Annotated in this window: 21 protein-coding genes and 3 tRNA genes; 19 read left to right on the top strand and 5 right to left on the bottom strand. The window is 53.8% G+C overall.

Annotation, left to right across the window (positions count from 1 at the left end; all coding sequences use genetic code 11):
* Positions 1-14: 14 nt before the first annotated feature.
* The 17 genes from gltX (at position 15) to IXC47_RS03970 (ending at position 17,465) form a co-directional block, all read left to right on the top strand.
* Positions 15-1,406: a glutamate--tRNA ligase gene (gene gltX / locus IXC47_RS04050; protein WP_195874766.1), complete on the top strand. Its 1,392-nt coding sequence runs from the start codon at positions 15-17 to the stop codon at positions 1,404-1,406.
* Positions 1,407-1,471: 65 nt separating this feature from the next.
* Positions 1,472-1,547, top strand: a tRNA-Ala gene (locus tag IXC47_RS04045).
* Between the two features lie 58 nt (positions 1,548-1,605).
* Positions 1,606-1,681, top strand: a tRNA-Glu gene (locus IXC47_RS04040).
* A 145-nt stretch (positions 1,682-1,826) separates the two neighbouring features.
* Positions 1,827-1,902, top strand: a tRNA-Glu gene (locus IXC47_RS04035).
* A 345-nt stretch (positions 1,903-2,247) separates the two neighbouring features.
* Positions 2,248-2,853 (top strand): ankyrin repeat domain-containing protein, encoded by a 606-nt coding sequence (locus IXC47_RS04030; RefSeq protein ID WP_175625413.1) that lies wholly within the window; start codon positions 2,248-2,250, stop codon positions 2,851-2,853.
* A gap of 30 nt (positions 2,854-2,883) precedes the next feature.
* Positions 2,884-3,783, top strand: coding sequence for an oxamate carbamoyltransferase subunit AllH family protein (locus tag IXC47_RS04025; RefSeq protein ID WP_195874765.1), 900 nt, complete (start codon positions 2,884-2,886; stop codon positions 3,781-3,783).
* The gene (gene fdrA, locus IXC47_RS04020; RefSeq protein WP_195874764.1) at positions 3,773-5,323 is read left to right on the top strand and encodes an acyl-CoA synthetase FdrA; all 1,551 of its coding nucleotides are present in this window, start codon (positions 3,773-3,775) and stop codon (positions 5,321-5,323) included. The genes IXC47_RS04025 and fdrA overlap by 11 nt, the downstream gene beginning before the upstream one ends.
* Positions 5,320-6,750 (top strand): YlbE family protein, encoded by a 1,431-nt coding sequence (locus IXC47_RS04015; RefSeq protein ID WP_230089377.1) that lies wholly within the window; start codon positions 5,320-5,322, stop codon positions 6,748-6,750. The genes fdrA and IXC47_RS04015 overlap by 4 nt, the downstream gene beginning before the upstream one ends.
* 223 nt (positions 6,751-6,973) lie before the next feature.
* A complete protein-coding gene (locus IXC47_RS04010; protein ID WP_175625416.1) occupies positions 6,974-8,527 on the top strand; it encodes a xanthine permease in 1,554 nt (517 codons plus the stop codon).
* Positions 8,528-8,613: 86 nt separating this feature from the next.
* Positions 8,614-9,567, top strand: a complete 954-nt coding sequence (locus IXC47_RS04005; RefSeq protein WP_175625417.1) for a carbamate kinase family protein — start codon at positions 8,614-8,616, stop codon at positions 9,565-9,567.
* 88 nt (positions 9,568-9,655) lie between these two features.
* Complete coding sequence (locus tag IXC47_RS04000) at positions 9,656-10,591, top strand: LysR substrate-binding domain-containing protein (protein WP_195874763.1); 936 nt, start codon at positions 9,656-9,658, stop codon at positions 10,589-10,591.
* Positions 10,592-10,731: 140 nt separating this feature from the next.
* Complete coding sequence (locus tag IXC47_RS03995; protein WP_175625419.1) at positions 10,732-11,220, top strand: MarR family winged helix-turn-helix transcriptional regulator; 489 nt, start codon at positions 10,732-10,734, stop codon at positions 11,218-11,220.
* Between the two features lie 32 nt (positions 11,221-11,252).
* A complete protein-coding gene (locus tag IXC47_RS03990; protein WP_175625420.1) occupies positions 11,253-12,758 on the top strand; it encodes an efflux transporter outer membrane subunit in 1,506 nt (501 codons plus the stop codon).
* A complete protein-coding gene (locus tag IXC47_RS03985) occupies positions 12,755-13,951 on the top strand; it encodes an HlyD family secretion protein (RefSeq protein WP_195874762.1) in 1,197 nt (398 codons plus the stop codon). The genes IXC47_RS03990 and IXC47_RS03985 overlap by 4 nt, the downstream gene beginning before the upstream one ends.
* 3 nt (positions 13,952-13,954) lie before the next feature.
* Complete coding sequence (locus tag IXC47_RS03980) at positions 13,955-15,508, top strand: DHA2 family efflux MFS transporter permease subunit (protein ID WP_175625422.1); 1,554 nt, start codon at positions 13,955-13,957, stop codon at positions 15,506-15,508.
* A 94-nt stretch (positions 15,509-15,602) separates the two neighbouring features.
* Positions 15,603-16,763, top strand: coding sequence for an elongation factor P maturation arginine rhamnosyltransferase EarP (earP, locus tag IXC47_RS03975; RefSeq protein ID WP_195874761.1), 1,161 nt, complete (start codon positions 15,603-15,605; stop codon positions 16,761-16,763).
* A 126-nt stretch (positions 16,764-16,889) separates the two neighbouring features.
* Entirely contained in the window at positions 16,890-17,465 is a 576-nt protein-coding gene (locus IXC47_RS03970; RefSeq protein WP_012078983.1) for an elongation factor P, read from the top strand.
* A gap of 67 nt (positions 17,466-17,532) precedes the next feature.
* Here the strand turns inward: IXC47_RS03970 and IXC47_RS03965 are convergent, their stop codons facing one another.
* Both IXC47_RS03965 and IXC47_RS03960 read right to left on the bottom strand, forming a co-directional pair.
* On the bottom strand, positions 17,533-18,522 hold the full coding sequence (locus IXC47_RS03965) for a M48 family metallopeptidase (protein ID WP_195874760.1): 990 nt from the start codon (positions 18,520-18,522) through the stop codon (positions 17,533-17,535).
* A 15-nt stretch (positions 18,523-18,537) separates the two neighbouring features.
* The gene (locus IXC47_RS03960) at positions 18,538-19,632 is read right to left on the bottom strand and encodes a YjgN family protein (protein WP_195874759.1); all 1,095 of its coding nucleotides are present in this window, start codon (positions 19,630-19,632) and stop codon (positions 18,538-18,540) included.
* A 595-nt stretch (positions 19,633-20,227) separates the two neighbouring features.
* Between IXC47_RS03960 and IXC47_RS03955 the strand changes: the two genes are divergently transcribed.
* Both IXC47_RS03955 and purU read left to right on the top strand, forming a co-directional pair.
* Entirely contained in the window at positions 20,228-20,770 is a 543-nt protein-coding gene (locus IXC47_RS03955; RefSeq protein ID WP_175625426.1) for a bactofilin family protein, read from the top strand.
* A gap of 164 nt (positions 20,771-20,934) precedes the next feature.
* The gene (purU, locus tag IXC47_RS03950) at positions 20,935-21,804 is read left to right on the top strand and encodes a formyltetrahydrofolate deformylase (protein ID WP_195874826.1); all 870 of its coding nucleotides are present in this window, start codon (positions 20,935-20,937) and stop codon (positions 21,802-21,804) included.
* Between the two features lie 433 nt (positions 21,805-22,237).
* On the opposite strand, the gene IXC47_RS03945 is transcribed toward purU, so the two are convergent.
* The 3 genes from IXC47_RS03945 to yjgA are packed head-to-tail and all read right to left on the bottom strand — an operon-like array spanning position 22,238 to position 24,125.
* A complete protein-coding gene (locus IXC47_RS03945) occupies positions 22,238-22,900 on the bottom strand; it encodes an alpha/beta hydrolase (RefSeq protein WP_175625427.1) in 663 nt (220 codons plus the stop codon).
* 36 nt (positions 22,901-22,936) lie between these two features.
* Positions 22,937-23,551: a molybdopterin adenylyltransferase gene (gene mog / locus IXC47_RS03940; RefSeq protein WP_175625428.1), complete on the bottom strand. Its 615-nt coding sequence runs from the start codon at positions 23,549-23,551 to the stop codon at positions 22,937-22,939.
* Positions 23,535-24,125 (bottom strand): ribosome biogenesis factor YjgA, encoded by a 591-nt coding sequence (yjgA, locus tag IXC47_RS03935; protein ID WP_195874758.1) that lies wholly within the window; start codon positions 24,123-24,125, stop codon positions 23,535-23,537. The genes mog and yjgA overlap by 17 nt, the downstream gene beginning before the upstream one ends.
* Between the last annotated feature and the right edge of the window lie 37 nt (positions 24,126-24,162).

The raw sequence follows: 24,162 nt of genomic DNA, 5'->3' as shown, positions 1-24,162 counted from the left end.
CGTTTTTATTTGCCATGACAGTACGTACCCGCTTTGCTCCCAGCCCGACCGGCTATCTCCACGTTGGTGGTGCGCGCACCGCACTTTTTTCCTGGGCCTATGCACGCCACTTCGGCGGCACCTTTGTTTTGCGTATTGAAGATACCGACCTCGAACGTTCGACGCCGGAAGCAGTACAGGCAATTATCGAAGGTATGGAATGGCTGGGCTTGCATCATGACGAAGGTCCGTTCTACCAGATGCAGCGCATGGATCGCTATCGTGAAGTAATCGGCCAGATGCTGGAAGCGGGCACTGCTTACTATTGCTACTCGTCGCCGGAAGAAGTCGAAGCGATGCGCGAGCGTCAACGCGCTGCCGGTGAAAAGCCGCGCTACGACGGTACCTGGCGTCCGGAAGCAGGCAAAACCCTGCCTGCTATTCCTGAAGGTCGCAAGCCGGTAGTGCGTTTCCGCAATCCGACCGAAGGCGACGTGACCTGGGTCGACGTGGTCAAAGGTTCGATCACGATTTCGAATCGCGAGCTGGACGACCTGGTGATTGCACGTCCGGATGGCACACCTACCTATAACTTCTGCGTGGCAGTCGATGATTCCGACATGAAGATCACGCACGTGATCCGTGGCGATGACCACGTCAATAATACGCCGCGTCAAATCAATATCCTGCAGGCACTGGGCGCAACCTTGCCGCATTACGGTCACCTGCCTATGATCCTGGGTACCGATGGCGAGAAATTGTCCAAGCGCCACGGTGCGGTCAGCGTGATGGATTACCCGGCGCAAGGTTATTTGCCGGAAGCCATGCTGAACTACCTGGCGCGTCTGGGTTGGAGCCACGGCGATGACGAAGTATTCTCGATGGAACAGTTCACCCAATGGTTCGATCTGGATCACTTGACCAAATCGCCTGCGCAATTCAATCCGGAAAAACTCGACTGGCTGAATAATCACTACATCAAGCAAGCTGACAATGCTCGTCTGGCTGGCCTGGTAAAACCTATGATGGAAGGCCTGGGTGCACAGTTCGATAACGCACCGGATCTGACGGCTGTCATCGCGCTGATGAAAGAACGCGTCAATACCCTGAATGAGCTGGCCGTTGCGGCGATGCTGTTCTATCGCCAGCCGGCGCCGGATGCTGCTTTGCTGGCGCAGCACCTGACCGATGCAATCAAACCGGCACTGGCGCAATACGTAGAGCAACTGAAGACAGTGGCATGGAGCAAGGAAGCCTTGTCCGCGACATTGAAAGAGGTACTGGCTGCGCACAAGCTGAAGATGCCGCAATTGGCGATGCCGCTGCGCCTGCTGATCACTGGTCAATTGCAGACTCCATCTATTGATGCAGTAGTCGAATTGTTCGGCCGCGAGGTCGTATTGGCCCGCCTGGGGAAAAATATTTAAAATTTTTTCAAAATGGCATTTACACAGAGAGAAATGCTTTGCTATAATCTCGCTTCTGCACTCGAGGGGGTATAGCTCAGCTGGGAGAGCGCTTGCATGGCATGCAAGAGGTCAGCGGTTCGATCCCGCTTATCTCCACCACCAACTAGTGGTAGAGAAGTGTAGGAAGTAGTAAGGCCAGCAATAAGGGCAGTTTTCTGTCCCCATCGTCTAGAGGCCTAGGACATCACCCTTTCACGGTGAGTACAGGGGTTCGAATCCCCTTGGGGACGCCAGGTTAAAAACACCACGCTGATGCGTGGTGTTTTTTTTTCGATTCAGGCATGTCGCGGAATGCACATGATGTGCGCGCAAATTGATTGTGCCTGTTTGGTCGGGAAGTGCAGGAAGTAGTAAGGCCAGTAATAAGGGCAGTTTTCTGTCCCCATCGTCTAGAGGCCTAGGACATCACCCTTTCACGGTGAGTACAGGGGTTCGAATCCCCTTGGGGACGCCAGGTTAAAACGCCACGCATATGCGTGGCGTTTTTTTTCGTCCGTCCGATTCGTCCTATACGCATGCGCACTCGCCGCTGCTGTTAATTTCCCGATTCCTGTTTTTGGCGCACATTATGTTTGTGCGCCAGGCCTGCTTGCAGGCCTGAAAAGTCGATTGTTAAGAAAAATTCAAAAATAAAAGGAGAAGTGATGAATAAATTTTAGGTGCCTTCTGCAAACCAAAACTTCTTGCTACTGTGAGCCTCAATGAAGTTCCAGTAGTACCGAGAACAAAACACACCGTATTTCTCAACAGAGGGATACAGGAAAAATTATTACAACGAGACTGACTCAAGAGGAATTTTATGTCGAATAGCGAATCTGCCGTTCAATTCTTGCAGGCCGCCGATGCAGGTGATGTTGCACGCTTACAAGCCTTGCTGGCGAGTGGTGTGGATATCAATGTCACGAATCGCCAGGGTCGTACCGCCATGGTACTGGCCAGCCTGAAGAAGCACTATGCCTGCGTCGAATTTCTGATAGACGCGGGTGCCGACATCAACAAGCAAGATGAAACTTGCTTCAATCCTTTCCTGCTCAGCTGCCTGACCAATGACCTGACTTTGCTGCGCATCACGCTGAAGGGCAAACCTGACCTGACTCGCCTGACCCGTTTTGGTGGTGTAGGCATTACACCTGCCAGCGAAAAAGGCCACGTTGAAATTGTGCGTGAGCTGGTCTTGCACACAGACATGAATGTCAATCACACCAACTTCGTCGGCTGGACGCCATTGCTGGAAGCCATCGTGCTCAATGACGGTGGTGCCAAACAGCAAGAGATCGTAAAGCTGTTGCTGGATCACGGTGCGAATCCGCATATGACCGATATGTGGGGTAAAACGCCGCTCTTCCTGGCGCGCGAAAAAGGTTATACCGAAATTGCCGAGCTGTTGATTGCCGCTGGCGCATAAGACTGACTGAATACAAGCGCAGGGTGAACTATGCAGCAGCTTAAGGCGCGAGCCTTATCGGCGGATGCGGATTTTATGGCACGGCTGGGGCGGGGTGATTTCCATCTGGATGTACACAGCCGTTTCAGTCGCGTGATCAATCTGCGTTGTCGCGAGAGTGGGTATTTGTATTCGGTGGTGTGTTCCAGCCTCGATGATGCGCCGAATACATTACGTATCAGTGCCACTGAATTTGATGAGCTGGTGGTCGATGGCAATACGAAATTGCACTACGACGGAGAAGTGCTGCAGCTTGGTGATGGACTGGAGATAGACCTGGCGTCGTGTCGTGTGTGGCTGCCGCCGCCATTGCTGTTTCGTGCTCTTTCGTCTGATTACCTGCAAATCATTAAGTCGGAAATTGATGACGAGATAACTTCGATCAATAGCACGTCGCTTTTCAGGTATGACGGCAATAACGTCTTCTACCAGGTCATGAGTCAACAACTGTTGCGTGGCAGCGAACGTCTGATCGATGGCATGCGCACCGCGAATCCGGCCGTGATACGCGATGCGCTGAAGGGATTGCTGGGCCTGGGAATCGGGCTGACACCTAGCGGTGATGATTTCCTGGTTGGCTTGTGCTCGGTGCTGGCAGTGCCACAGCATCCGGCGCATGTGTATCTGCCGTTGATTGCTCAGGTGATCAGGGCAGAGGAGTACCGCACCAACAAGATTAGCTATATGGCTTTGATTAAAGCCGTACAAGGCAAGACGCGTGCATGTATAGGCGCTTTGCTGGCAACGATTTTTAACGGGGAATTGGCCTCGATAAAGGAGCGTATCAAACCGGTAGTCAACATAGGTTCCAGCTCGGGAGCGGACATTCTCAGCGGGATCACGGCCGGCTTGTTACTGGGTAATCACTTGGGGAGTCAACATGTCGCTTAAGATTTTAATCAAGAAAAACACTTACTTCGACTCGGTTTCATTGATGTCGATATCCACCAAGGCAAATCAATTGCCGGACGTGGAGCAGGCTTTCGTCGCGATGGCGACAGAGATGAATAAAGGCGTACTGCGCAATCTGAATTTGCTGACGCCAGAACTGGAAGAAGCCAAGAACGGCGATCTCATGATTTTGATCGTCGGTAGCAGCGATGAAAAGAATGAAGAATCGTTGCTGGCCATAGAAGAATTATTCAAGAAGAAGCCGAGCGCAAAAGGCGAGCATCAGGCCAAGTACGCGACGGTCGCTTCAGCCAAGGAAAATGTCCCGGGCAGCAACCTCGCGGTAGTTTCCGTGAATGGCGCATACGCAGTACGCGAAGCACGCGCCGCGCTGGAGCAGGGCCTGAACGTGATGCTGTTCAGCGATAACGTCAGCGTCGAAGACGAGCTCGCGCTGAAGCAATTGGCACACAGCAAAGGCTTGCTGATGATGGGCCCGGATTGTGGCACTGCGATTATCAATAACAAGGCACTGTGCTTCGGCAACCATGTGCGTCAGGGCAATATCGGCATCATCGGTGCGTCAGGTACCGGCAGCCAGGAACTGAGTGTGCGTATCCATGATTTTGGCGGCGGCGTATCGCAACTGATAGGTACCGGTGGTCGCGACCTGCATGAAAAAATCGGCGGCATCATGATGCTGGACGCGATGCGCATGCTGAATGCCGATGACCAGACCAAAGTCATCGTACTGATCTCCAAACCACCGGCAGCGTCGGTCGAGAAAAAAGTATTGGCCGAAATCAGTCGCTGCAGCAAACCGGTCGTGGTCTGCTTTATTGGCGGCAAGGAAGCCGATGTCGTCAAGGCGGGCGGTGTGTTCGCCAAGTCGACCAAGGAAGCAGCACTGAAAGCGGTGCTGCTGACAGGTGTGAAGGAAGAAGACCTCGACCTGCATCCGCTGAACTGGCCGTTGATCGAAGAAGTCCGCGCCAAACTCAAGCCGGAACAAAAATACATACGTGGTTTGTTCTGTGGCGGCACCTTGTGCGATGAAGCCATGTATGCCGCGATGGAAAAATATCCCAAGGTCTATAGCAATATCCAGCTCAATCCCGAGTATCGCCTGAAGGACGTGAGCAAGAGCAAGGAACACACCTTCCTTGATTTCGGTGACGATGATTTCACCAATGGCAAACCGCACCCGATGATAGATCCGTCGAATCGTATCGAACGCCTGTTGCAGGAAGCACGTGATCCGGAAGTAGGTGTAATCACCATGGACTTCATCCTCGGCTATGGCTCACATGCCGATCCGGTCGGCGTCATGCTGGATGCGATTCGCGAGGCGAAAGCTATCGCCGCCAAGGAAGAACGCCATCTGGAAATCCTCGGCTATGTACTGGGCACCGACCTTGATCGTCCCAACATGCAAGACCAGATCGAACGACTGAGCGCAGCCGGCGTCACTATCGCCAGCAGCAGTGCCAATACCGGCTTGTTGTCACGGGAATTTGTTTGCAAAGGAGAGGCGAAATGATGGCCAGCCCACAATTGTTTAAAGAAAAACTGAGCGTTATCAATGTCGGCATTGAGATGTTTCGTGACGACCTGCAAGAACAGCAAGTAGCAGTCACGCACTTGAACTGGATGCCACCAGGACGCGGCAACGTGGACATTATCCGTGCGCTGGATCAGGTGGAAAAGTCGTCGCTGGGTGAAAAAATTGCCAAGGCTAATGCGCAAGCAGTTGAACGTATCATCCAGTCGCAACCTGTACTGATTGGTTTTGACCAGGCCATCAATGTGGTGCCCGGCATGACCAAGACCACCATCCTGCATTCAGGTCCGCCGATTACCTGGGAGCGCATGTGTGGTGCGATGAAGGGCGCGGTTACCGGTGCGCTGGTATTCGAAGGGCTGGCCAAGGATCTGGTTGACGCAGAACGCGTTGCCGCTTCCGGTGCAATTACCTTCTCGCCATGTCATGAGCATGATTGCGTCGGCTCGATGGCAGGTGTGACCTCGGCTTCGATGTATATGCACATCGTGGAAAACAAAACCTACGGCAATCACGCTTACACCAACCTCAGTGAGCAGATGGCAAAAATCCTGCGCATGGGTGCCAACGATGAAAGCGTGATCATCCGCCTGAACTGGATGCGCGACACGCTGGGTCCTATCCTGCGTGATGCGATGAAGCTGGCGAAGGAAATTGATCTGCGCCTGATGCTGGCACAAGCATTGCACATGGGTGACGAATGCCACAACCGCAACAACGCCGGCACCGTCTTGCTGATCCAGGCGCTGACGCCGTTCATCATCCAGACTGATTTCACGACGCAGCAAAAGAAAGAAGTGTTTGAATTCGTGGCCAGCAGCGATTACTTCTCCGGCCCGACCTGGATGGCGATGTGCAAGGCCGCGATGGATTCCGCGCACGGCATCGAGTACAGCACCATCGTGACCACCATGGCGCGTAACGGCGTGGACTTTGGTATCCGTATCAGCGGCATCCCGGGCAATGTCTGGTTCACCGGCCCATCGCAGCAAGTGATAGGTCCTATGTTTGCCGGTTACAAACCGAAAGATTCCGGTCTCGATATCGGCGACAGCGCGATCACCGAAACCTATGGCATAGGCGGCTTTGCGATGGCGACTGCTCCTGCGATCGTGGCATTGGTCGGCGGCACGGTAGATGAGGCGATTGATTTCTCGCGCCAGATGGCAGAAATCACGACCGCACAAAACCCCAACGTGACCATCCCTTTGCTGGAGTTCCAGGGCGTGCCGACTGGTATCGATCTGCTCAAGGTTGCACAGAGCGGCATCCTGCCGGTCATCAATACGGCGATCGCGCACAAGGATGCAGGCGTAGGGATGATAGGCGCGGGCATTGTGTATCCGCCATTTGAATGCTTTGAACAAGCCATCGTTGCTTACGCGCAGCGCTATCGCCACGGATAAATTCAAACTATGAGCACACCTGCCATCAGCAGATGGCAGGCCCGTCTGGGAGAAATGCCATGAACTCGTCGTAAGTCCTCAACCGTAAAAGCTCCGTAACTCAGGCGCTGAAAAACACACAGTAAAAAATTGTTCGCCCATTTTTCGGGTGTGGGTCAACTCATGCCTGGCGAATGTGTATCTACATAAAAAATAACTCGTTTATATCGAGGAGACTGATTGTATGGAAAAGCAGATATGGTGGAAAAAGGGTGACTGGGCAGCCTACTTCGGTTTGCTGACCAATAACCTTACGAATCTATTAACCATGATGGGCCTCTTGCTCTTCGTGGTCGGTTTGCCGAAAGAAATGGTCTATGGCCGGATCACTCCGGCGTTTGGTCTGGCCGTGTTTTGCGCCAGCATGTTTTATGGTTACTTCGGTATCAAGATGGCGAAGTCCGGCAATCGCAAGGACATCACCGCCTTGCCTTCGGGGCCGAGCGCACCGTCGATTTTCACGGTGACCTTCCTGGTGCTGATGCCGGTTTACCAGCAAACCAAGGATGCCGAGTTTGCCTTGCAGATCGCGCTGGTCTGGTGCTTCGTAGAAGCGATGATCCTGGTAGGTGGTTCCTTCATCGGTGAAACGGTGCGCAAGATGATTCCACGTACCGTGCTGCTGTCTTGCCTGTCCGGTCTCGGCTTGCTGTTGCTGGCGATGAATCCGATGCTGCAGGCATTTGAAACACCGACGGTTTCTTTCATCGTCCTGCTGCTGATCTTTATTAACTGGTTCGGCAAGTCGCCTTTGTTTGCACGTATCCCTACCGGTTTGCTGTTACTGGTAGTCGGCACGGTGCTGGCCTGGGCTTTCGGCTTGCAGAGCCCGGAAGCGATCAAGGCATCGCTGGCTTCGTTTGGTTTCAATCCGCCATCCGTGCATATCGATAGCTTTATGCAAGGTCTGCCGCACGCTTTGCCCTACCTCGCTTCTGCCGTACCGCTCGGCCTGGCTAACTACATCTTCGATCTGGAAAACATCGAGAGCGCCCATGCTGCCGGTGATCCGTATGACACCCGTAACGTGATGCTGGCCAACGGCTTGTCGTCTACGCTGGGTTGCTTTTGCGGTAATCCATTCCCGGTCACCGTGTATGTCGGCCATGCCGGTTGGAAGGCGATGGGTGCGGGCATAGGGTATACGGTCGCGACTGGTGTCTCCATGTTGCTGGTCTCGCTGTTTGGCCTCGGTGCCTTCCTGCTGGCGGTGATACCGATGACGGCGATTGTCCCCATCCTGGTCTTCATCGGTGTGGTCACGGCGAATCAGGTGGTGCGAGAGACACCCAAGGTCGAGGTGCCTGTCATCTTCATTTGTATGTTCCCGTGGATTGCTAACTGGGCTTTGACGATCGTCAACAACGTGATGGCCACGGCCGGTACTTCAGCCAAGGTATTGGGCACGCAGGCACTGGCGCATAAGGGTGTGTATTACAACGGGCTGCTGCACCTCGGTAGTGGTGCGCCGCTGGCCAGCATGTTGTGGGGTTGTATCGCCATCTTCGCGATCCTGAATCATCCATTGCGTGGTGCGGTGGCAGCGGGTACCGGCGCCTTGCTGGCCTTGCTCGGGATTATCCATGCGCCGGTAGTTGGGATCGCGGCGCCTGCTTCGATGCCGTTTGTGTATGCCTACCTGATGATGTCGGGCGTGTTCCTGGTCAAACACTATATGGATGCAAAAGCGGCAGTGCCGCTGGCGGTAGAAGCAGACGGCGGCAAGCTGGCGTCGTAAGTATCAGATTTTATTCAACACTTTTTTGTAGCGCTGCACGGGGCGGCATTTGCCCTCCGTGCAGATAAATTTTCGGGGTCATACTCATGAACGAACTCGTAGTCATCGCCATCGGTGGTAATAGCATTATTACCAGCAATGAACAGCAAAGCATCCAGCACCAGGAAAAGGCAATCCAGGCGATCGTCAGCAATATCGCAGATATGCTGGAAGGGGGATATAACATCGTTCTTACGCACGGCAATGGCCCGCAGGTAGGTCTGGACTTGCGTCGTGCCGAAGTGGCAAGCCAGTACGAAGACATACCTATCGTGCCGCTTGCCAACTGCGTCGCCAATACGCAGGGCGGTATCGGTTACCAGTTGCAGCAGGGACTGGTCAACGAACTGACACAACGCGGCATCAATAAACAGGTGATTACACTGATTACCCGTGTTGAAGTGGCGGCAGACGATATCAACTTCAGCAACCCGACCAAGCCTATCGGTGCTTTCTTCAGCGAGCAGCAGCGTGATGTGCTGATGCAGGAGCATCCAGACTGGAAATTCGTTGAGGATTCAGGACGCGGTTATCGTCGCGTGGTGGCTTCGCCGGTGCCGGTGAAAGTACTGGAAACAGATGCAATCACTTCCTTGCTGGATCGTGGCTTTGTGGTGATCGCGCTGGGTGGTGGCGGCATACCGGTGGTGCAGGACGGCGATCATCTGTATCGCGGCGTGGACGCGGTGATCGATAAAGATCTGGCGACGACTTTGCTGGCGAAGGAATTGAATGCCGATATCCTGGCGATCACGACCGGCGTTGAAAAAGTGTGTATCAACTTCGGTAAGCCTAACCAGCAGGCACTGGGACAAATTACCACGGACGAGACACGGCGCTATATGTCGGAAGGACACTTTCCTGCCGGTAGTATGTTGCCCAAGATCGAAGCCAGCCTTAACTTCCTCGCCGCTGGTGGAAACCGGGTGATCATCACGACCCCGGAAAAATTGCCGCAAGCGATTAAACGCGAAACGGGTACGCATATCGTGACGGTATAGCGATTTAACGGCGGGATAGGTAAGCTACGCGTTAGTATAGATTTCCTGTTTCGCCGATAGCCCGATAGCAGTTTCCTGCAGAGACCGTATGAACTCGATTTTTTCAGAAGAAAACCTCCATACCTTCACAACGGTGGTTAAACACGCCAGCTTCAGGAAGGCTGCTGAAGAGCTGGGTATTACGACCTCTGCCGTCAGCTATACGATCAAGAGGATGGAGACTTACCTGGAGGTCACGCTCTTCATTCGTAACACCCGCAATATCGAGTTGAGCGAAGCAGGCTTTTATTTTTACCGTAAGGCCGAAGAGTTGCTGCATGAGTTCCACGCCATCAAACGTGGTATCTACACCATGGAGCAGGGTATAGAGGCCAAGATCAGGATATGTATCAATAGCCTGCTGCATACGCCACGCCATACTGCATTCTTGCTGCAGGCGCTGAAAAAGAATTTCCCGACTTGCCAGATAGCCGTCACCACCGAGGTCTACAACGGTGTGTGGGATGCCATCATCAATAACAATGTCGATATCGCAATCGGTGCGCCTGGTACCCTGATGGATGGCGGCGGCATAGACTATGCCGAGATCGGGTACATCAAATGGGACTTCGTTATTGCGCCCACCCATCCGCTGGCGCAACAAACCGAGCCGCTGGCGGAAAGCCAGTTGCGCCTGTATCCCGCCATCACGGTGAAAGACAGCGCCGATACCATCGACAAGAAAGTGGGCTGGTTGTTGTACGGACAGGAGGCGATACAAGTGCCGGACTTCAACGCCAAATGTCAGTGCCAGATCTTGGGTAATGGCATTGGTTTCCTGCCTGATTACCTGGTGGCTGAGCATGTGAAAAGCGGCGCGCTCGTCAAACGGCAGGTACAGAACCCGCGCCAGCACTCCAATATGCTACTCGCCACCCAGCAAAGCACTTCCGGTCAGGTGACGCAGTGGATCAAGCATGAATTCACCAAAGGCGGCATGCTGCACGCGCTTTACCAGGACTTGCTGCATCAGGAAGTCGTCTGATTCCTGCCGTCGTTGACGGCAGCTAACAATCAGATTCAGGTATTACCCAGGGCGTTTTCTATGGATTTTGCGGTCCCCTGCAAGTTTTTGAACTTTTCGGCATAATAGCTGCCTATGCAGTTATTGACATGACCCCTATTATGACAAAAGTGAAAGAAAAGTTTCCTCCCGGCAGCTACTGTATTGAAGACAGCGTGGGTTACCTGTTGGCACGTTCGCGTACCAAGCTGGCGAAACGCGTCGATTCCAAGCTGGCTGCACATGACATTACGTCAGCACAGGGTGCGGTAGTGATGATGCTGGCCAGCGGTAATTTTTCGACTGCTGCCGAGTTGTCGCGCGAGCTCTACCTGGATTCTGCTTCCATGACCCGTATGGTCGACCGCTTGCAAAAGCGCGGCATGCTGGTGCGCAAGCCACGTGGTGATGACAGGCGTGTCATTGATTTGCATCTGACTGAAACTGGTGCGGCGCTGGCTGAGCAATTGCCTACTTTGTACTCCGTTGTCCTGAATCAAAGCTTTGCTGATTTCAGCGCGGAAGAAGTGACGACCCTGAAAAGCCTGTTACGCAAACTGCTCGATAGCAATGCCGGTGACACCCCTGTTGCAGAAAAAAACGACAAGTAAGTCTGCTCAAAAAATATCAAGCAGGATCTATCATGAAAATTTCTTCCTCCCAGGGTTTACGCTTACCGCTCCGCGGTTTGCTGACGGCTTGCTGCGCCGCCGTTTTGCTGAGTGCCTGTGCCAGCTTCAAGGGTATAGAGACCAGCGCCACGCTGCAGCAAAGTACTGATTACGCCAGCGCGACTTCATTGCCGCAGCAGGGTGGACAGTGGCCCGACGCTTCGTGGGCACAGAATATAGGTGGTGCGCAGTTACAGGCATTGGTGGATGAAGCCATCGCCGGTAATCCCAATTTGCAAGTTGCCGCCGCGCGTGTTGCAGGTGCGCAGGCCGCAGCTGATGTCGCCGCTGCGAGTGCACGGCCATCGTGGTCGGCGAATGCCAGCAGCACTTATCAGCGCTATACCGAAAACGGCATCATCCCGCCTCCGTTGGGCGGTGAGTACAAGTCCGATAATCAGCTGACACTGAATTTTTCCTATGACTTCGATTTCTGGGGCAAGCATGCAGCTGAATTGCGCAGTGCCTTGTCGGCCGGAAAAGCGGCGCAAGCCGAGCAATACAATGCGCGGCTGATGATTTCCACTGCCGTGGCACGCGCCTGGGTACAACTGGCGCGCCAATACGGGCAACTGGATTTGAACCAGGAGCAATTGAAAGCGGCTGCTGAAATCCAGCGCCTGACGCAACTGCGCTTTAAAGTCGGCCTCGGTACCCAAAGTGAAAACCAGCAAACCACACAAAGCCTGGCCAGCCTGCGCGCAGAGAACGCGCAACTGAATGAAGCTATCGCACTGACACGCAATCAATTGGCTGCCTTGCTGGGCAAGGGCCCGGATCGCGGCTTGCAAATCGAGCGGCCATATCTGCCATCTGAAACCGCGATCGCCTTGCCGGATGCATTGCCGCTGGGTTTGATCGGACGTCGTCCGGACATCGTCGCTGCACGCTGGCATGTGGAAGCGGCGCAAGGTGATATCGATGCGGCCAAGACCCTGTTCTATCCGAACGTCAACATCATGGCCTTTGCCGGTTTCTCCAGCCTCGGCCTGAACAACCTGCTGAAAAGCAGCAGCGGCATCGTCGGTGTCGGTCCTGCCATCTATCTGCCTATCTTTGACCGCAGCCTGCGCGCCAACCTGAAAGGACGCGTTGCTTCATATGACGGTTCGGTTGCAACCTATAACCAGACGCTGACTGAAGCGCTGCATGACGTTGCGGACCAGGTGCAGTCGCTGCGTGCGGCTACGCTGCAAAGCGAGCAGCAACAGTTGGCGACGCAAGCATCGGCCAACAGCTACCAGCTGGCACAGCAACGCGAACGGGTCGGCACCACCAATATGCTGCCGGTACTGTCGGCGCAGATGACGATGCTGTCGCAACGCCGGATAGACCTCGACTCGCGCGCACGTCGCAGTGATTTACGCATCACCCTGATCAAGGCACTGGGCGGTGGTTTTGACGCACAGGCGCAAGGTCTCGATAAAGACAATTCCAATTCAACTACCGTTTCCACCTCCGTGAGAAGTGCATCATGAATACCACCAGCCCAGAAGTAGCAGAAACACCTAAAACCAACGGTAAGCGCCGCCAACGCCTGATCGCGGTGTCGGTTCTGCTGGCCTTGCTATTGATTGCCTACGGAGTGTGGTGGGCAATTTACGCGCGTCACTTTGAAGACACTGATGATGCGTATGTTGCCGGTAACGTGGTGCAAGTAACACCGCAGGTAAGCGGCACGGTGGTTGCCATTCATGCCGACGATACCGAACTGGTACAGGCAGGCAAGCCATTGGTCGATCTGGATCACAGCGATGCCAAGGTCGCGCTGGACCAGGCAGAAGCACAGCTGGCACAGACCGTACGTGAAGTGCGTACCCTGTTCGTCAACAACGGTGCTTTGACTGCCGCGGTCACCCAGCGTGTCGCCGATGTAGCACGTGCGCGTGACGACCTGGCGCGGCGCCAGGAATTGAGCGGCACCGGTGCGGTAGCGAAAGAAGATCTCGATCATGCGCGTACTGCACTGATCGCTGCCGAGTCAGCCTTGCAGGCTGCGCGTGATCAGCTGACTTCGAACCAGGCGTTGACTGACGGTACTACCGTGGCACAGCATCCTAACGTGCAACGTGCAGCAGCGCAGGTACAAGCAGCTTATCTGGCCTTGTCGCGCAATACCTTGCTCGCACCAATCACAGGTTACATCGCCAAACGTTCGGTGCAGGTTGGCCAGCGCGTTGCACCGGGTACGCCTTTGTTGTCGGTCGTGCCTTTGAATGCGCTGTGGGTAGATGCCAACTTCAAGGAAGTGCAGGTTGCCAAGATGCGCATAGGCCAGCCGGTGGAACTGTATTCAGATGTATACGGCAGCAGCATCAAGTATCACGGCAAGGTAGCAGGTTTGTCGGCCGGTACCGGTGCAGCGTTCGCCTTGTTGCCGACGCAGAATGCCAGCGGTAACTGGATCAAGGTGGTGCAACGGATTCCGGTGCGTATCACTCTGGATCCCAAGGATCTGGAAGAACATCCTTTGCGTGTAGGTTTGTCCATGCAGGTAGAGGTGGATGTGGCGAAATCGGAAGGTACTTCGCTGACTTCGACTGTGGCGCCGCGTGAACAACCGGCGTATCAGACCGCAGTGTTTGAAGATGCTGGTAGCCAGGCGACGGCACGTGTGGCGCAAATCATTGCAAGCAATTTGAATAGCACTGCGCCTACAACCAAACACTAAACCATGAGCGCCACTCCCCGTACCGCCTTGCCGCCACTGAGCGGCACGCCGCTCATTATCGGCACGCTGGCCTTGTCGCTGGCGGTGTTTATGAACGTGCTCGATTCATCGATTGCCAATGTATCGATACCGGCGATCTCCGGCGACCTTGGTGTGTCGCCGCAGCAGGGTACCTGGGTGATTACTTCGTTCTCGGTGGCGAATGCGATCTCGGTTCCATTGACCGGCTGGCTGACGCAACGCATAGGCCAGGTACGTCTGTTTATCGGCTCCATCCTGTTATTCGTGCTGGCTTCCTGTCTGTGCGGTTTTGCTCCCAGCATAGAAATTCTGATTGCCGCGCGCGTGTTGCAGGGCGCAGTGGCGGGCCCGATGATTCCGTTGTCGCAGGCTTTGCTGCTGTCCAGTTATCCGCCCGCCAAGAGCGGGATGGCGCTCGCCTTCTGGGGTATGACAACGCTGGTCGCGCCTATCATGGGGCCGCTGCTCGGTGGCTGGATCTCGGATAACTACACCTGGCCGTGGATCTTCTTTATCAATATTCCTATCGGTTTGTTTGCCGCATGGGCGACCTGGTCTATTTATAAAGAGCGCGAATCCAAAACCTACAAACTGCCTATCGATAAGGTCGGTCTGGTCTTGCTGGTGCTGTGGGTAGGTTCGCTGCAATTGATGCTGGATAAGGGCAAGGAACTGGACTGGTTCCACTCGGGTGAAATCATCATCCTGGCCTCGGTCGCGGTCGTGACCTTCATCTACTTCGTGATCTGGGAAATAGGCGAAGAGCATCCGGTGGTCGACCTGTCGCTATTCAAGGGGCGGAACTTCAGCGGCGGTGTGATTGCGATTTCCGTGGCCTATGGTTTGTTCTTCGGCAGCCTGGTGATCCTGCCATTGTGGTTACAGACGCAAATCGGCTACACCGCAACCGAGGCCGGTAAGGTGATGGCGCCGGTGGGTATCTTCGCGATCATCCTGTCGCCTATTGTCGGCAAGATGCTGCCGAAAATCGATGCGCGCTGGGTCGCAACCACGGCCTTTCTGATCTTCTCGCTGGTGTTCTTCATGCGTTCGCAGTTCACGCAGGACGTCGACATGATGACGCTGATGATCCCGACCGTGATCCAGGGTGCGGCGATGGCGATGTTTTTCATCCCGCTGACTTCCATCATCCTGTCCGGACAATCGCCGGACAAGATCCCGGCCGCGGCGGGTTTGTCCAACTTCGTCCGTATCATGTTCGGCGGTATCGGTACCTCGGTGATGTCGACCATGTGGGATAACCGTACCATCCTGCATCATGCGCAACTGGCGGAATATACCGGTGCACATAATCCGGCCTTCACGCAGGCAGTGAATACGCTGATGGCGCGCGGGATGTCGGAGCAGGCGGCCTGGGCCGTGATAGACCGGCAGATGACGGTGCAGGCCAGCACGCTGGCGGCGACCGATTTGTTCTGGATGTCGGCCATCATGTTCCTGTGCCTGATAGGCTTCATCTGGATTACCAAGCGCAGCAAGGCCAGCGGTGGTGCTGATGCGGCTGGTGCTCACTGATGTAGTTCGTGTGCTGTGTCCCCGATATTTGAATATTCGGGCGCAGCACATGACTCATCGTCTATCATGCTGGGATTGAATTTTGGCCAGCAGCATGACTACTCCATTAACTTTGCATCTGTTCTGCCGTGTCGTCGATAACTACGGCGACATCGGCATTTGCTGGCGTCTCGCGCGCCAGCTGCAACAAGAACACCATATTTCCGTCACCTTGTGGGTTGATGACCTGCCCAGCTTCCAGCGCATCTGCCCGGAAGTAGTGCTGGATGCCGAGCTGCAGCAAGTGGCGGGCGTCACCATACGGCACTGGCGTAGCCAGGATGGCGAGTACACTGCGGCGGATGTCGCTGATATCGTCATCGAATTCTTTGCCTGCGACATCCCGCCTAACTATATAGCTGCAATGGCGCAGTGCGAGCCGCGTCCGCGCTGGTTCAATCTGGAAGGCCTGACCGCGGAAGAGTGGGTTGAGGGTTGCCATACGCTGACTTCACCGCATCCGCGTCTGCCGCTGACCAAGCATTTTTTCTTTCCCGGTTTCACCGATAAAACCGGCGGCTTGCTGCGCGAAGCAGGGCTGGAGCAGGAACGCTTGCAGTTCCAGGCTGATCCGGCCGCGATGGCTGACTTCCTCGCGCGCTTTGGTGTCACTGCAGAAGAGATGGTGGCAACCAAGGTGTCGCTGTTTTGTTATCCGTATGCGCCAGTCGCTGAATTATTCGAAGTCTGGCAAAACGGCCAGAAGCCGGTTTGTTGCCTGGTGCCGGAAGGTGTGGCGTCCGCAGCGGTGCAAGCCTTCCTCGGTAGCGAAGCGCAAGCCGGTGCCTTTGCTACTCGTGGTGCGCTGACAGTGCGGGTGTTGCCGTTTGTGCCGCAGCCGGATTACGACAAGTTGCTTTGGGCTTGCGACTTCAATTTCGTACGTGGCGAAGACTCTTTCGTCCGCGCGCAATGGGCGGGTCGTCCCTTCGTCTGGCATATCTATCCGCAGGATGAAAATCTGCATCACAAGAAGCTGCGTGCCTTTTTGCAACGTTATATTGCGGCTTTGCCCAGCCTGGCGGCATTCTCGTTGTACTGGAATCATGCAGAGGTGCCAGGTGCTGCACAGCAGGCAGACTGGGGCGCGGTATGGGCTGCAGTCGAGGCCGATATGGCTGAAATTACGGAAAAATCAGCGGATTGGCAGCGCCAAATGCTGAAAAATGGCGATTTAGCGTCAAATTTGTTGAAATTTGCCACTACGCTGCCTTAAGTCGAGCGCCCAGAAAAGGTATAATTCTCGGCTAATTTAGAATTCGATCAAACGTGAGCTTACGGCGCTGTTGGGCGGGAGGCGACCGATGATTTTTATGCAACCCACTTTTTACGTACACTTTTTATGAAACCTGCAAAAGAAATTCGCGTTGGCAACATCATTATGGTTGATAGCAAACCTATGATCGTGTTGCGTTCTGATGTCAATGGTTCTAGCCGCACGGGCTTCACATACAAATGGAAGATGAAAAATCTTCTGACGAACACCCCGATGGAAAACGTATTCCGCGGTGACGACAAGTTCGACGTTGTTGTTCTCGACAAAAAACCAGTTACTTACTCGTACTTTGCTGATCCACTGTATGTATTCATGGATGAAGAATACAACCAGTACGAAATCGAAGAAGAAAACCTGGGCGATGCATTGCACTACCTGAAAGACGGTATGGAATGCGAAGCAGTTTTCTACGACGGTAAAGCAATTTCGGTTGAACTGCCTATCACCATCGCACGTCAAGTTGTGTACTCGGAGCCAGCAGTTAAAGGCAATACTTCGGGTAACGTTTTGAAAGAAGCGAAAATCGAAAACGCGGTTGAAGCACACCGTCACACTGTTCAGGTTCCACTGTTTGTGAGCCAGGACGACGTGATCGAGATCGACACCCGTACCAATGAATACAAACGCGTGGTTCGTAACTAATCACCGTCTGTAAATAAAAAAGCTGCCCTCGGGCAGCTTTTTTTTCGTCCATGCCAAATGCAAAGGCTTAACGTGACTTGAGGATGTGGTCTATACGCTCATCAGTCGACGGATGGCTGGACAGATAGGGCGGTGGTGTACTTTCCTTGGTCGCCGCCTGCAGCTGTTCAAAGCCACCTGCCATATGCGCCAGGTCTATACCGTTCGTTTTCATCATCGCAATTGCATAGTCATCCGCCTCACGCTCGGCATCACGCGAATACTTCATGTCCAGCAACAAGGTCGGAATATTCGCCACGATGGCTGATGCATCGCCAAACACGACAGTGGTCAAAGCTGCTATCGCCGAACTCTGTACCACCCGGCGCATCAGGTGACGCTCATGCAAATGGCCGAGTTCATGTGCCAGCACTCCCATGACTTGCTCGTCGTTTTTCATCAGCTTTACCAATTCATCGGTAATGATGATTTCGCCCGATGGCAGGGCAAATGCGTTCGGGCCTATCTTGCTCTTGCGGAACAGGATGCGGTAAGCCGGCACGTCTCCGCGTGGCGGCTGTAGCTGCTGGAACTGTTCGATCAAGGCCTGTTGTCGTGCCTGCGGTAGCTGGCTGGGTGCGAAGATTTGCTTGTCGAGGAAATCCAGCATCCCTTTGCCGATGGAACGTTCTACCTTTTCCGGCAGCATCTTGGCAATGCCTTCGGAGGCCAGCGGCAATAGATACAGATAGCTCAGCGTCAGCACCACCAGCGTCGCCACCACTGCCGTTAGCGCACCACGCCAGCTTTGCTGCATGCGTACGATAAAGGAATCCTGATGGCCGGTATCCGCCAGTAGCGCATCGAAAGCGGCGGTATCGGCTATCTCGAGATAAGCCTCATCGGGGTAGGTGACCTTGCGTTTGGTGTTGCGCGCACGCTCGGAGACTCGCAACTCACTGATAGGACAGCTACGTTCCGCATCGCCTGTAATGGTCGCGTGCCCGTCCTCTACCGATAGCGTGACCTGATGCGCACGCGAAGTCTTGCCATCGAAATAAAGGGCGGGGATGCTCATGCCTGGCTGCTGCACTTACAGCGACAAGTCAAAGTCGAGCAGATCGGACACACCTTCGCCAGTCGCGGAAACCTGTGACTGGCTTGCTGCAATGAAATTTTCCAGGCTGCCGTCAGGAAGCAGGGACATGGACTCGACACGGTACTTTATTAGCCGTATCTGGGCGAAAGGCAGGAACAGTCCCAAGGTGCAGATAATGCCGATGATGTTGGTGACGGTAATGAAGCAAACGCGCGTCCATTTCATATCGCTGAGAAAACGATGTTTCTCGAGTTGCGTATTGTTCCAGATCAGGTTCTGGATCAGGGTTGCAAAGATAGGGAAGATCAGGAACATCAAGACGAACAGTGCACCGAAGAGCATCAGGACACCGGTGGCGCTTGCCGCAGCAACGGTCTCGCGATCCATATTATCAGCGGTAATGATGGCAAACAAAGGGCCACCGAGTGCTACCAGCACGGCGATGAAACCGGCTATCCAGATGGCTGCGACTAGCAGATAGGCTTTGTAAAAACTGCCTACTGTGCCATTGAACGAAAAATGACTGGTACCGAAGCGGCTTTCCTGATGCTGGAATTTCTTGATGCGCTGATGAGTGAATGGAGTCAGTATGTACAGCGAAAATATTGTAAGGATAGGCAGAGCCAGGTACACCCAGTAAATTTGCTTTAACGCACCACGGAAACCAAAACGTATGCCGCGATAGCTGCTGTTATATAACTTGAACTGCAGGCTTTTCCAGATCAGCCATGGCATCACTGCCATGACGACCAATATCATCATCAAGGCGACCCCGAGCGACATTTCGACCGCGATGTTGTAAATAACGATCAAAACGAAAGCAACGATGCGTCCCTTCAGGATCGCGACCGGATTACCGTGATATTCAAAGCTGGTTCCGGCAACGCTGCTGCTGCCGTAGAAATAGCGCGTGCGGCGTACCTTGGCCCACGCGGAATAGATGCCGAGGGTGAGGATGGAAAACAGCAGGTTGACTATCCAGATGCGGAAATATTCGCTGCCGGTACCACTGAAGGAAAAGCGTATCGGTGTATCGGATGCCTGAGGATTGCTGGCAGGCATTTCGTGGAAGACGGCTGAGTCAGTCATTCATTGCTCCCTGTAGGGTTATTGTTTTTAAGTACGAATAAAGCTGCCACAAGGTTACTTGTTGGTAAGTAATTGTCAAGCGCAGGCCCACGCCGAGTATGCGCGGCAAATATATCTGTTTTGTGACACGCGCTGCGTTGAACTCCGGCAATAGGTCCTGGTGGACGAAAGAACCATGCAATGTGTTTCGTGATGCGCGGCGATATACACCAGAGTTCGAGAGTAGTCCCGCGATGTGTTTTTTGGCACACGCGCAATTTCATCCGCTATGTATCAATTCCTTTTTTTGCTTCATTCGTCATGTAAATATTTCTTGTGCGCGATGCTCTTTGTAATTCTTGCCTGTAAAAATTCACTGCCTAAAATTTAAGCAAAATATTTTTTATAAAAAATGTAACAAATGTGAACTTTAAAAACATGCGAGACACCAAGCGTTGGTTGTGCAGAGTAGAGAGCATGCTCTCTCTATTCATCGCATTGCCACCACGCAAAACAGATAAGCCGGGATGCCGTTACGCGCGATGTACTGCCGATGCTGCAAGCGTATTCATTTATTTTTATTACGTCATCGCGACAATTATTTTCAGGAGATTTCATGCTTCGATCCGACACGCTTTTTGGCAAGCGCGACACCAATACGCCAAACCCTCCTATGAGCACAACCAACTCATCGTCATTGTCCAGTTCAAGCACAGGCAGCTCCAGTTTTCCCAAGGCATCAGTTCCGACAGGTGGTTTGAATTCCTCGGGGCAAGCATCGAATCAGCACAGCAATGAAGTCGGCAGCAAACTCATCGTCGGTCCTAACATCAAACTCAAGGGTGTGGAGATCACCGATTGCGATACGCTGGTGGTGGAAGGCTTCGTTGAAGCGACCATGGATTCACGCGTGATCCAGATTTCCAAAGATGGCTCTTTCAAAGGTTCGGCTGGTATTGATATCGCTGAGATCCACGGTACGTTTGACGGCGAACTGACAGTGCGTCAGAAGCTGGTGATCTATGCATCCGGCAAGGTCTCCGGAAAAATTCGTTACGGCAATGTTGTGATCGAAGAAGGTGGTCAACTGGCAGGTGATGTACAGGTAGGTGGCACAGCCACACAGGCAAAAGGTCTGTCAGTCGCGAAAAGCGTCTAACTTTCCGTAGCGCAAAGATAGTCCCTCGCAGTGGTTCCCATGCCACTGCGAGGGACTTGTTACATCTGTTAATACCATATTCGAATGGAATTTCTCCTGATTAACAAAGCCATGCGACAATAAAGCGCAACGCTTGAGCCGCAAGCGACTTCATTCAGGTAGCCATCATGCATCCGGAATACATACTCAATCTTTCCTGCATCGATCAGCGTGGCATTGTGCAACGCGTATCAGGTTTCCTCGCAGAGCATGGGTGCAACATCATAGAGTCGGCGCAGTTTGGTGATGCGCAATCACAACTCTTTTTCATGCGCGTCTATTTCGCGGCGGAAAATGCTTCCATCAATGATGAAGTCTTGCGCGCTGATTTCTCGGCGATGGCAGAGACCATGCATATGACCTGGCAATTGCACGATGCGCAGAAGAAGCCGCGCGTGATGCTAATGGTTTCCAAGATCGGTCATTGCCTCAACGATTTGCTGTTCCGCTATAAAAGTGGTTTGTTGCCGGTAGACATTCCGGCCATCGTGTCGAATCACACAGACTTTTATCAACTCGCGGCCAGCTACAACATTCCGTTCCACCATCTGCCACTCGCACCCGGTGCTTCTGAAGAAGCCAAGCGTGCACAGGAAGAGCGCGTGCTGGAAATCGCGCGGAGTGCGGAAATTGATCTGGTGGTATTGGCGCGTTACATGCAGATACTGTCACCGCAAATGTGCCAGGCTTTGCAGGGACGGGCGATCAATATTCATCATTCCTTCCTGCCTAGTTTCAAGGGCGCCAAGCCGTACTATCAGGCGCATGAGCGTGGTGTGAAACTGATCGGTGCGACTGCGCACTTCGTTACGGGTGATCTGGATGAGGGGCCGATTATTGAGCAGGATGTGGAGCGCGTGGATCATGCCATGAATCCGGCGACTTTAACTGCGATAGGGCGGGATGTGGAGTGTGTGGTGTTGGCGCGGGCGGTTAAGTATTTTGTTGAGCATCGGATTTTGCTTAATGGGCATAAGACGGTGGTGTTTAAGTAGGTTTGGTTTCGTTGCTTTGTCGCTGATGTTTTTCTTTCTCCGTGGAGGTTGGGTTTGCCGGGAGTGGCCCGGCAGCCACTCACTTTCTTTGCTTCGCCAAAGAAAGTAAGCAAAGAAAGGCGACCACAGCGCCGCTGCCCCTGCGGGGTCCCCGTTTGTGCGGGACAAAAAATGGGAAGTGGGCGAAACTCGCTGCCCTTGCGTAACGGTATCCGCTTGCAAGCGGATACCGTTATGCAAGCGCGGAACAGTGTTCCGCGAATTCCCTGCTACACCTCAGACACACCCACTTCTTTTTCCATTTTCTGTCCCGCACAAACGGCATCGTCACAGTGGACTCACAACCACAGCCTCTTAGTTTTAGCCGAGGCGGTCTTAAATTGGCAATAAAAAAGCACGCATATAGCGTGCTTTTTTATTTGTTCCCTGGCGTTTATTTCAATACACGTTTCAGGAAGTTAGAGATGTCATCCAACTGCGGTCCGCAAACCGAGTGTGGCATGTTGTACTCATGCCAGTCCACGTCATATCCCAGCGCTTGCAACAAGCTCAGCGAACGCTGTGCACGGGTGATAGGGATGACCTGATCACCACGACCATGACCGTAGTAGATAGGGATGTCTTTGTTGGCTTCGCTACGTTCAGCTTCTACTGTCGAGTCGATAGGTACGTAACCGGACAGGCACAGCAGGCCGCCCAGGCGTTCCGGATAGCGCAGGCCGACCTGGAAGGTCATTGCGCAACCTTGCGAGAAGCCAGCGATGAGGATTTTGTTGGCGGCGATGCCGCGTGCTTTTTCGCGTTCGATCAGTTCGTTGATCGAAACCTGCGATGCACGCAGACCGGCCTCATCTTCTTCGCGACCAAATTCAGTAACGACCACGTCATACCAGGCTGGCATTTCGCGGAAGCCGTTGACGGTGACCGGGATTTCCGGTGCGTGCGGGAAGACGAAACGGATGCCAGGCAGGCCGCTCAGGTCGAGTTCTCTGACGATAGGAACAAAGTCGTTGCCGTCGGCGCCTAGGCCATGCATCCAGATGATGGAAACGGTTGGGTTGGGTGCGGTTTCAAGTTCGACGGTTTCTAAGGTCATGATGATGGTGAGTAAAAATTACAGTAAGTTAAAAAATTATTTGGCTGGTCGGATCGCGTGTTTCGGACGCCAGGCTTTGCAGACGGCTTCGTTGGTTTCGATGTACGGGCCGCCCATCAGGTCTATGCAGTACGGTACGGCTGCGAAGATACCGCCTACGATTTGCTTGCCGTCGGCATCCTTCAAACCTTCCAGCGTTTCCTTGATCGATTTCGGCTGGCCCGGCAGGTTCATGATGAGTGCTGCGTGCTCTGCGGTTTCCCGGATGACGGTGACCTGGCGCGAGAGGATGGCGGTCGGTACGAAGTGCAGGCTGATCTGGCGCATTTGTTCGCCGAAACCTGGCATTTCCTTGGTGCCGACAGCGATGGTCGCTTCCGGTGTGACGTCGCGACGGGCCGGACCGGTGCCACCAGTGGTGATGACGAGGTCGCAGCGTTCGATGTCGACCAGTTCGATCAGCGCTTTTTCAATCGCCGATTGTTCGTCCGGGATCAAACGGGTTTCTACTTTCCATTCACTGGTCAGCGCCGAGGTGAACCAGGCTTGCAGTGCAGGGATGCCTTCATCCTGATATACGCCGCTGGAGGCGCGGTCAGATACTGATACCAGACCGATTTTCAATTCATCCGGGTTAGTCTTCTTCGACATCGTCTTCTTCGTCCGTAGTAGATGTGGCAGCGGCGGCTGCCTGCAGTTGCTTGAGGATCTGGAAAATTTCGCGATAAGCCTTAGGCGGTTTGTTCTCGGCCTGTTCTTTGCGCGCATTGCGTATCAGGGTGCGCAGATGCTGGCCATCCAGTTCTGGATTGTCCGCCAGCAACTGTGTCAGTACCTTGTCATCTGTCAACAATTTGTCGCGTTTGCGTTCGATCGCGTGCAGGGCGGCGGTTTCCGATTTGGATGCGCCTTTCCAGCTATCCAGCATTTTCTGGATGGCGGCGATTTCGTCCGGCTCCAGCGAGCGCATTTTTTTACCGACATACTGTGTCTGGCGACGGCGACCTTCGTGGTCTTTGATGAGCTGGCATTCGAGGATGGCGTCACGTACTTCTTCCGGCATAGGCACGCGTTTGACGCGGTCGCGCGGTTCGGCGATGAGCTCTTCACCGAGCTTTTGCAAGGCCGTCATCTGGCGCTTTAACTCGGATTTTGATGGGCGTTCGTATTCCTGTTCGAATTCGCTCGACTGGAACCCGCAGGAGCCTCGGTTGGGATTTGGCATGATCTGATTTGATAAGGCTAGCAGCCATTCTGTAAAC

This window comes from Herminiimonas contaminans (assembly GCF_015645465.1).
Classification (GTDB): domain Bacteria; phylum Pseudomonadota; class Gammaproteobacteria; order Burkholderiales; family Burkholderiaceae_D; genus Oxalicibacterium; species Oxalicibacterium contaminans.
Note: the sequence above shows the minus strand (reverse complement) of the source record. Positions and strands in the feature narration are given on the sequence as shown.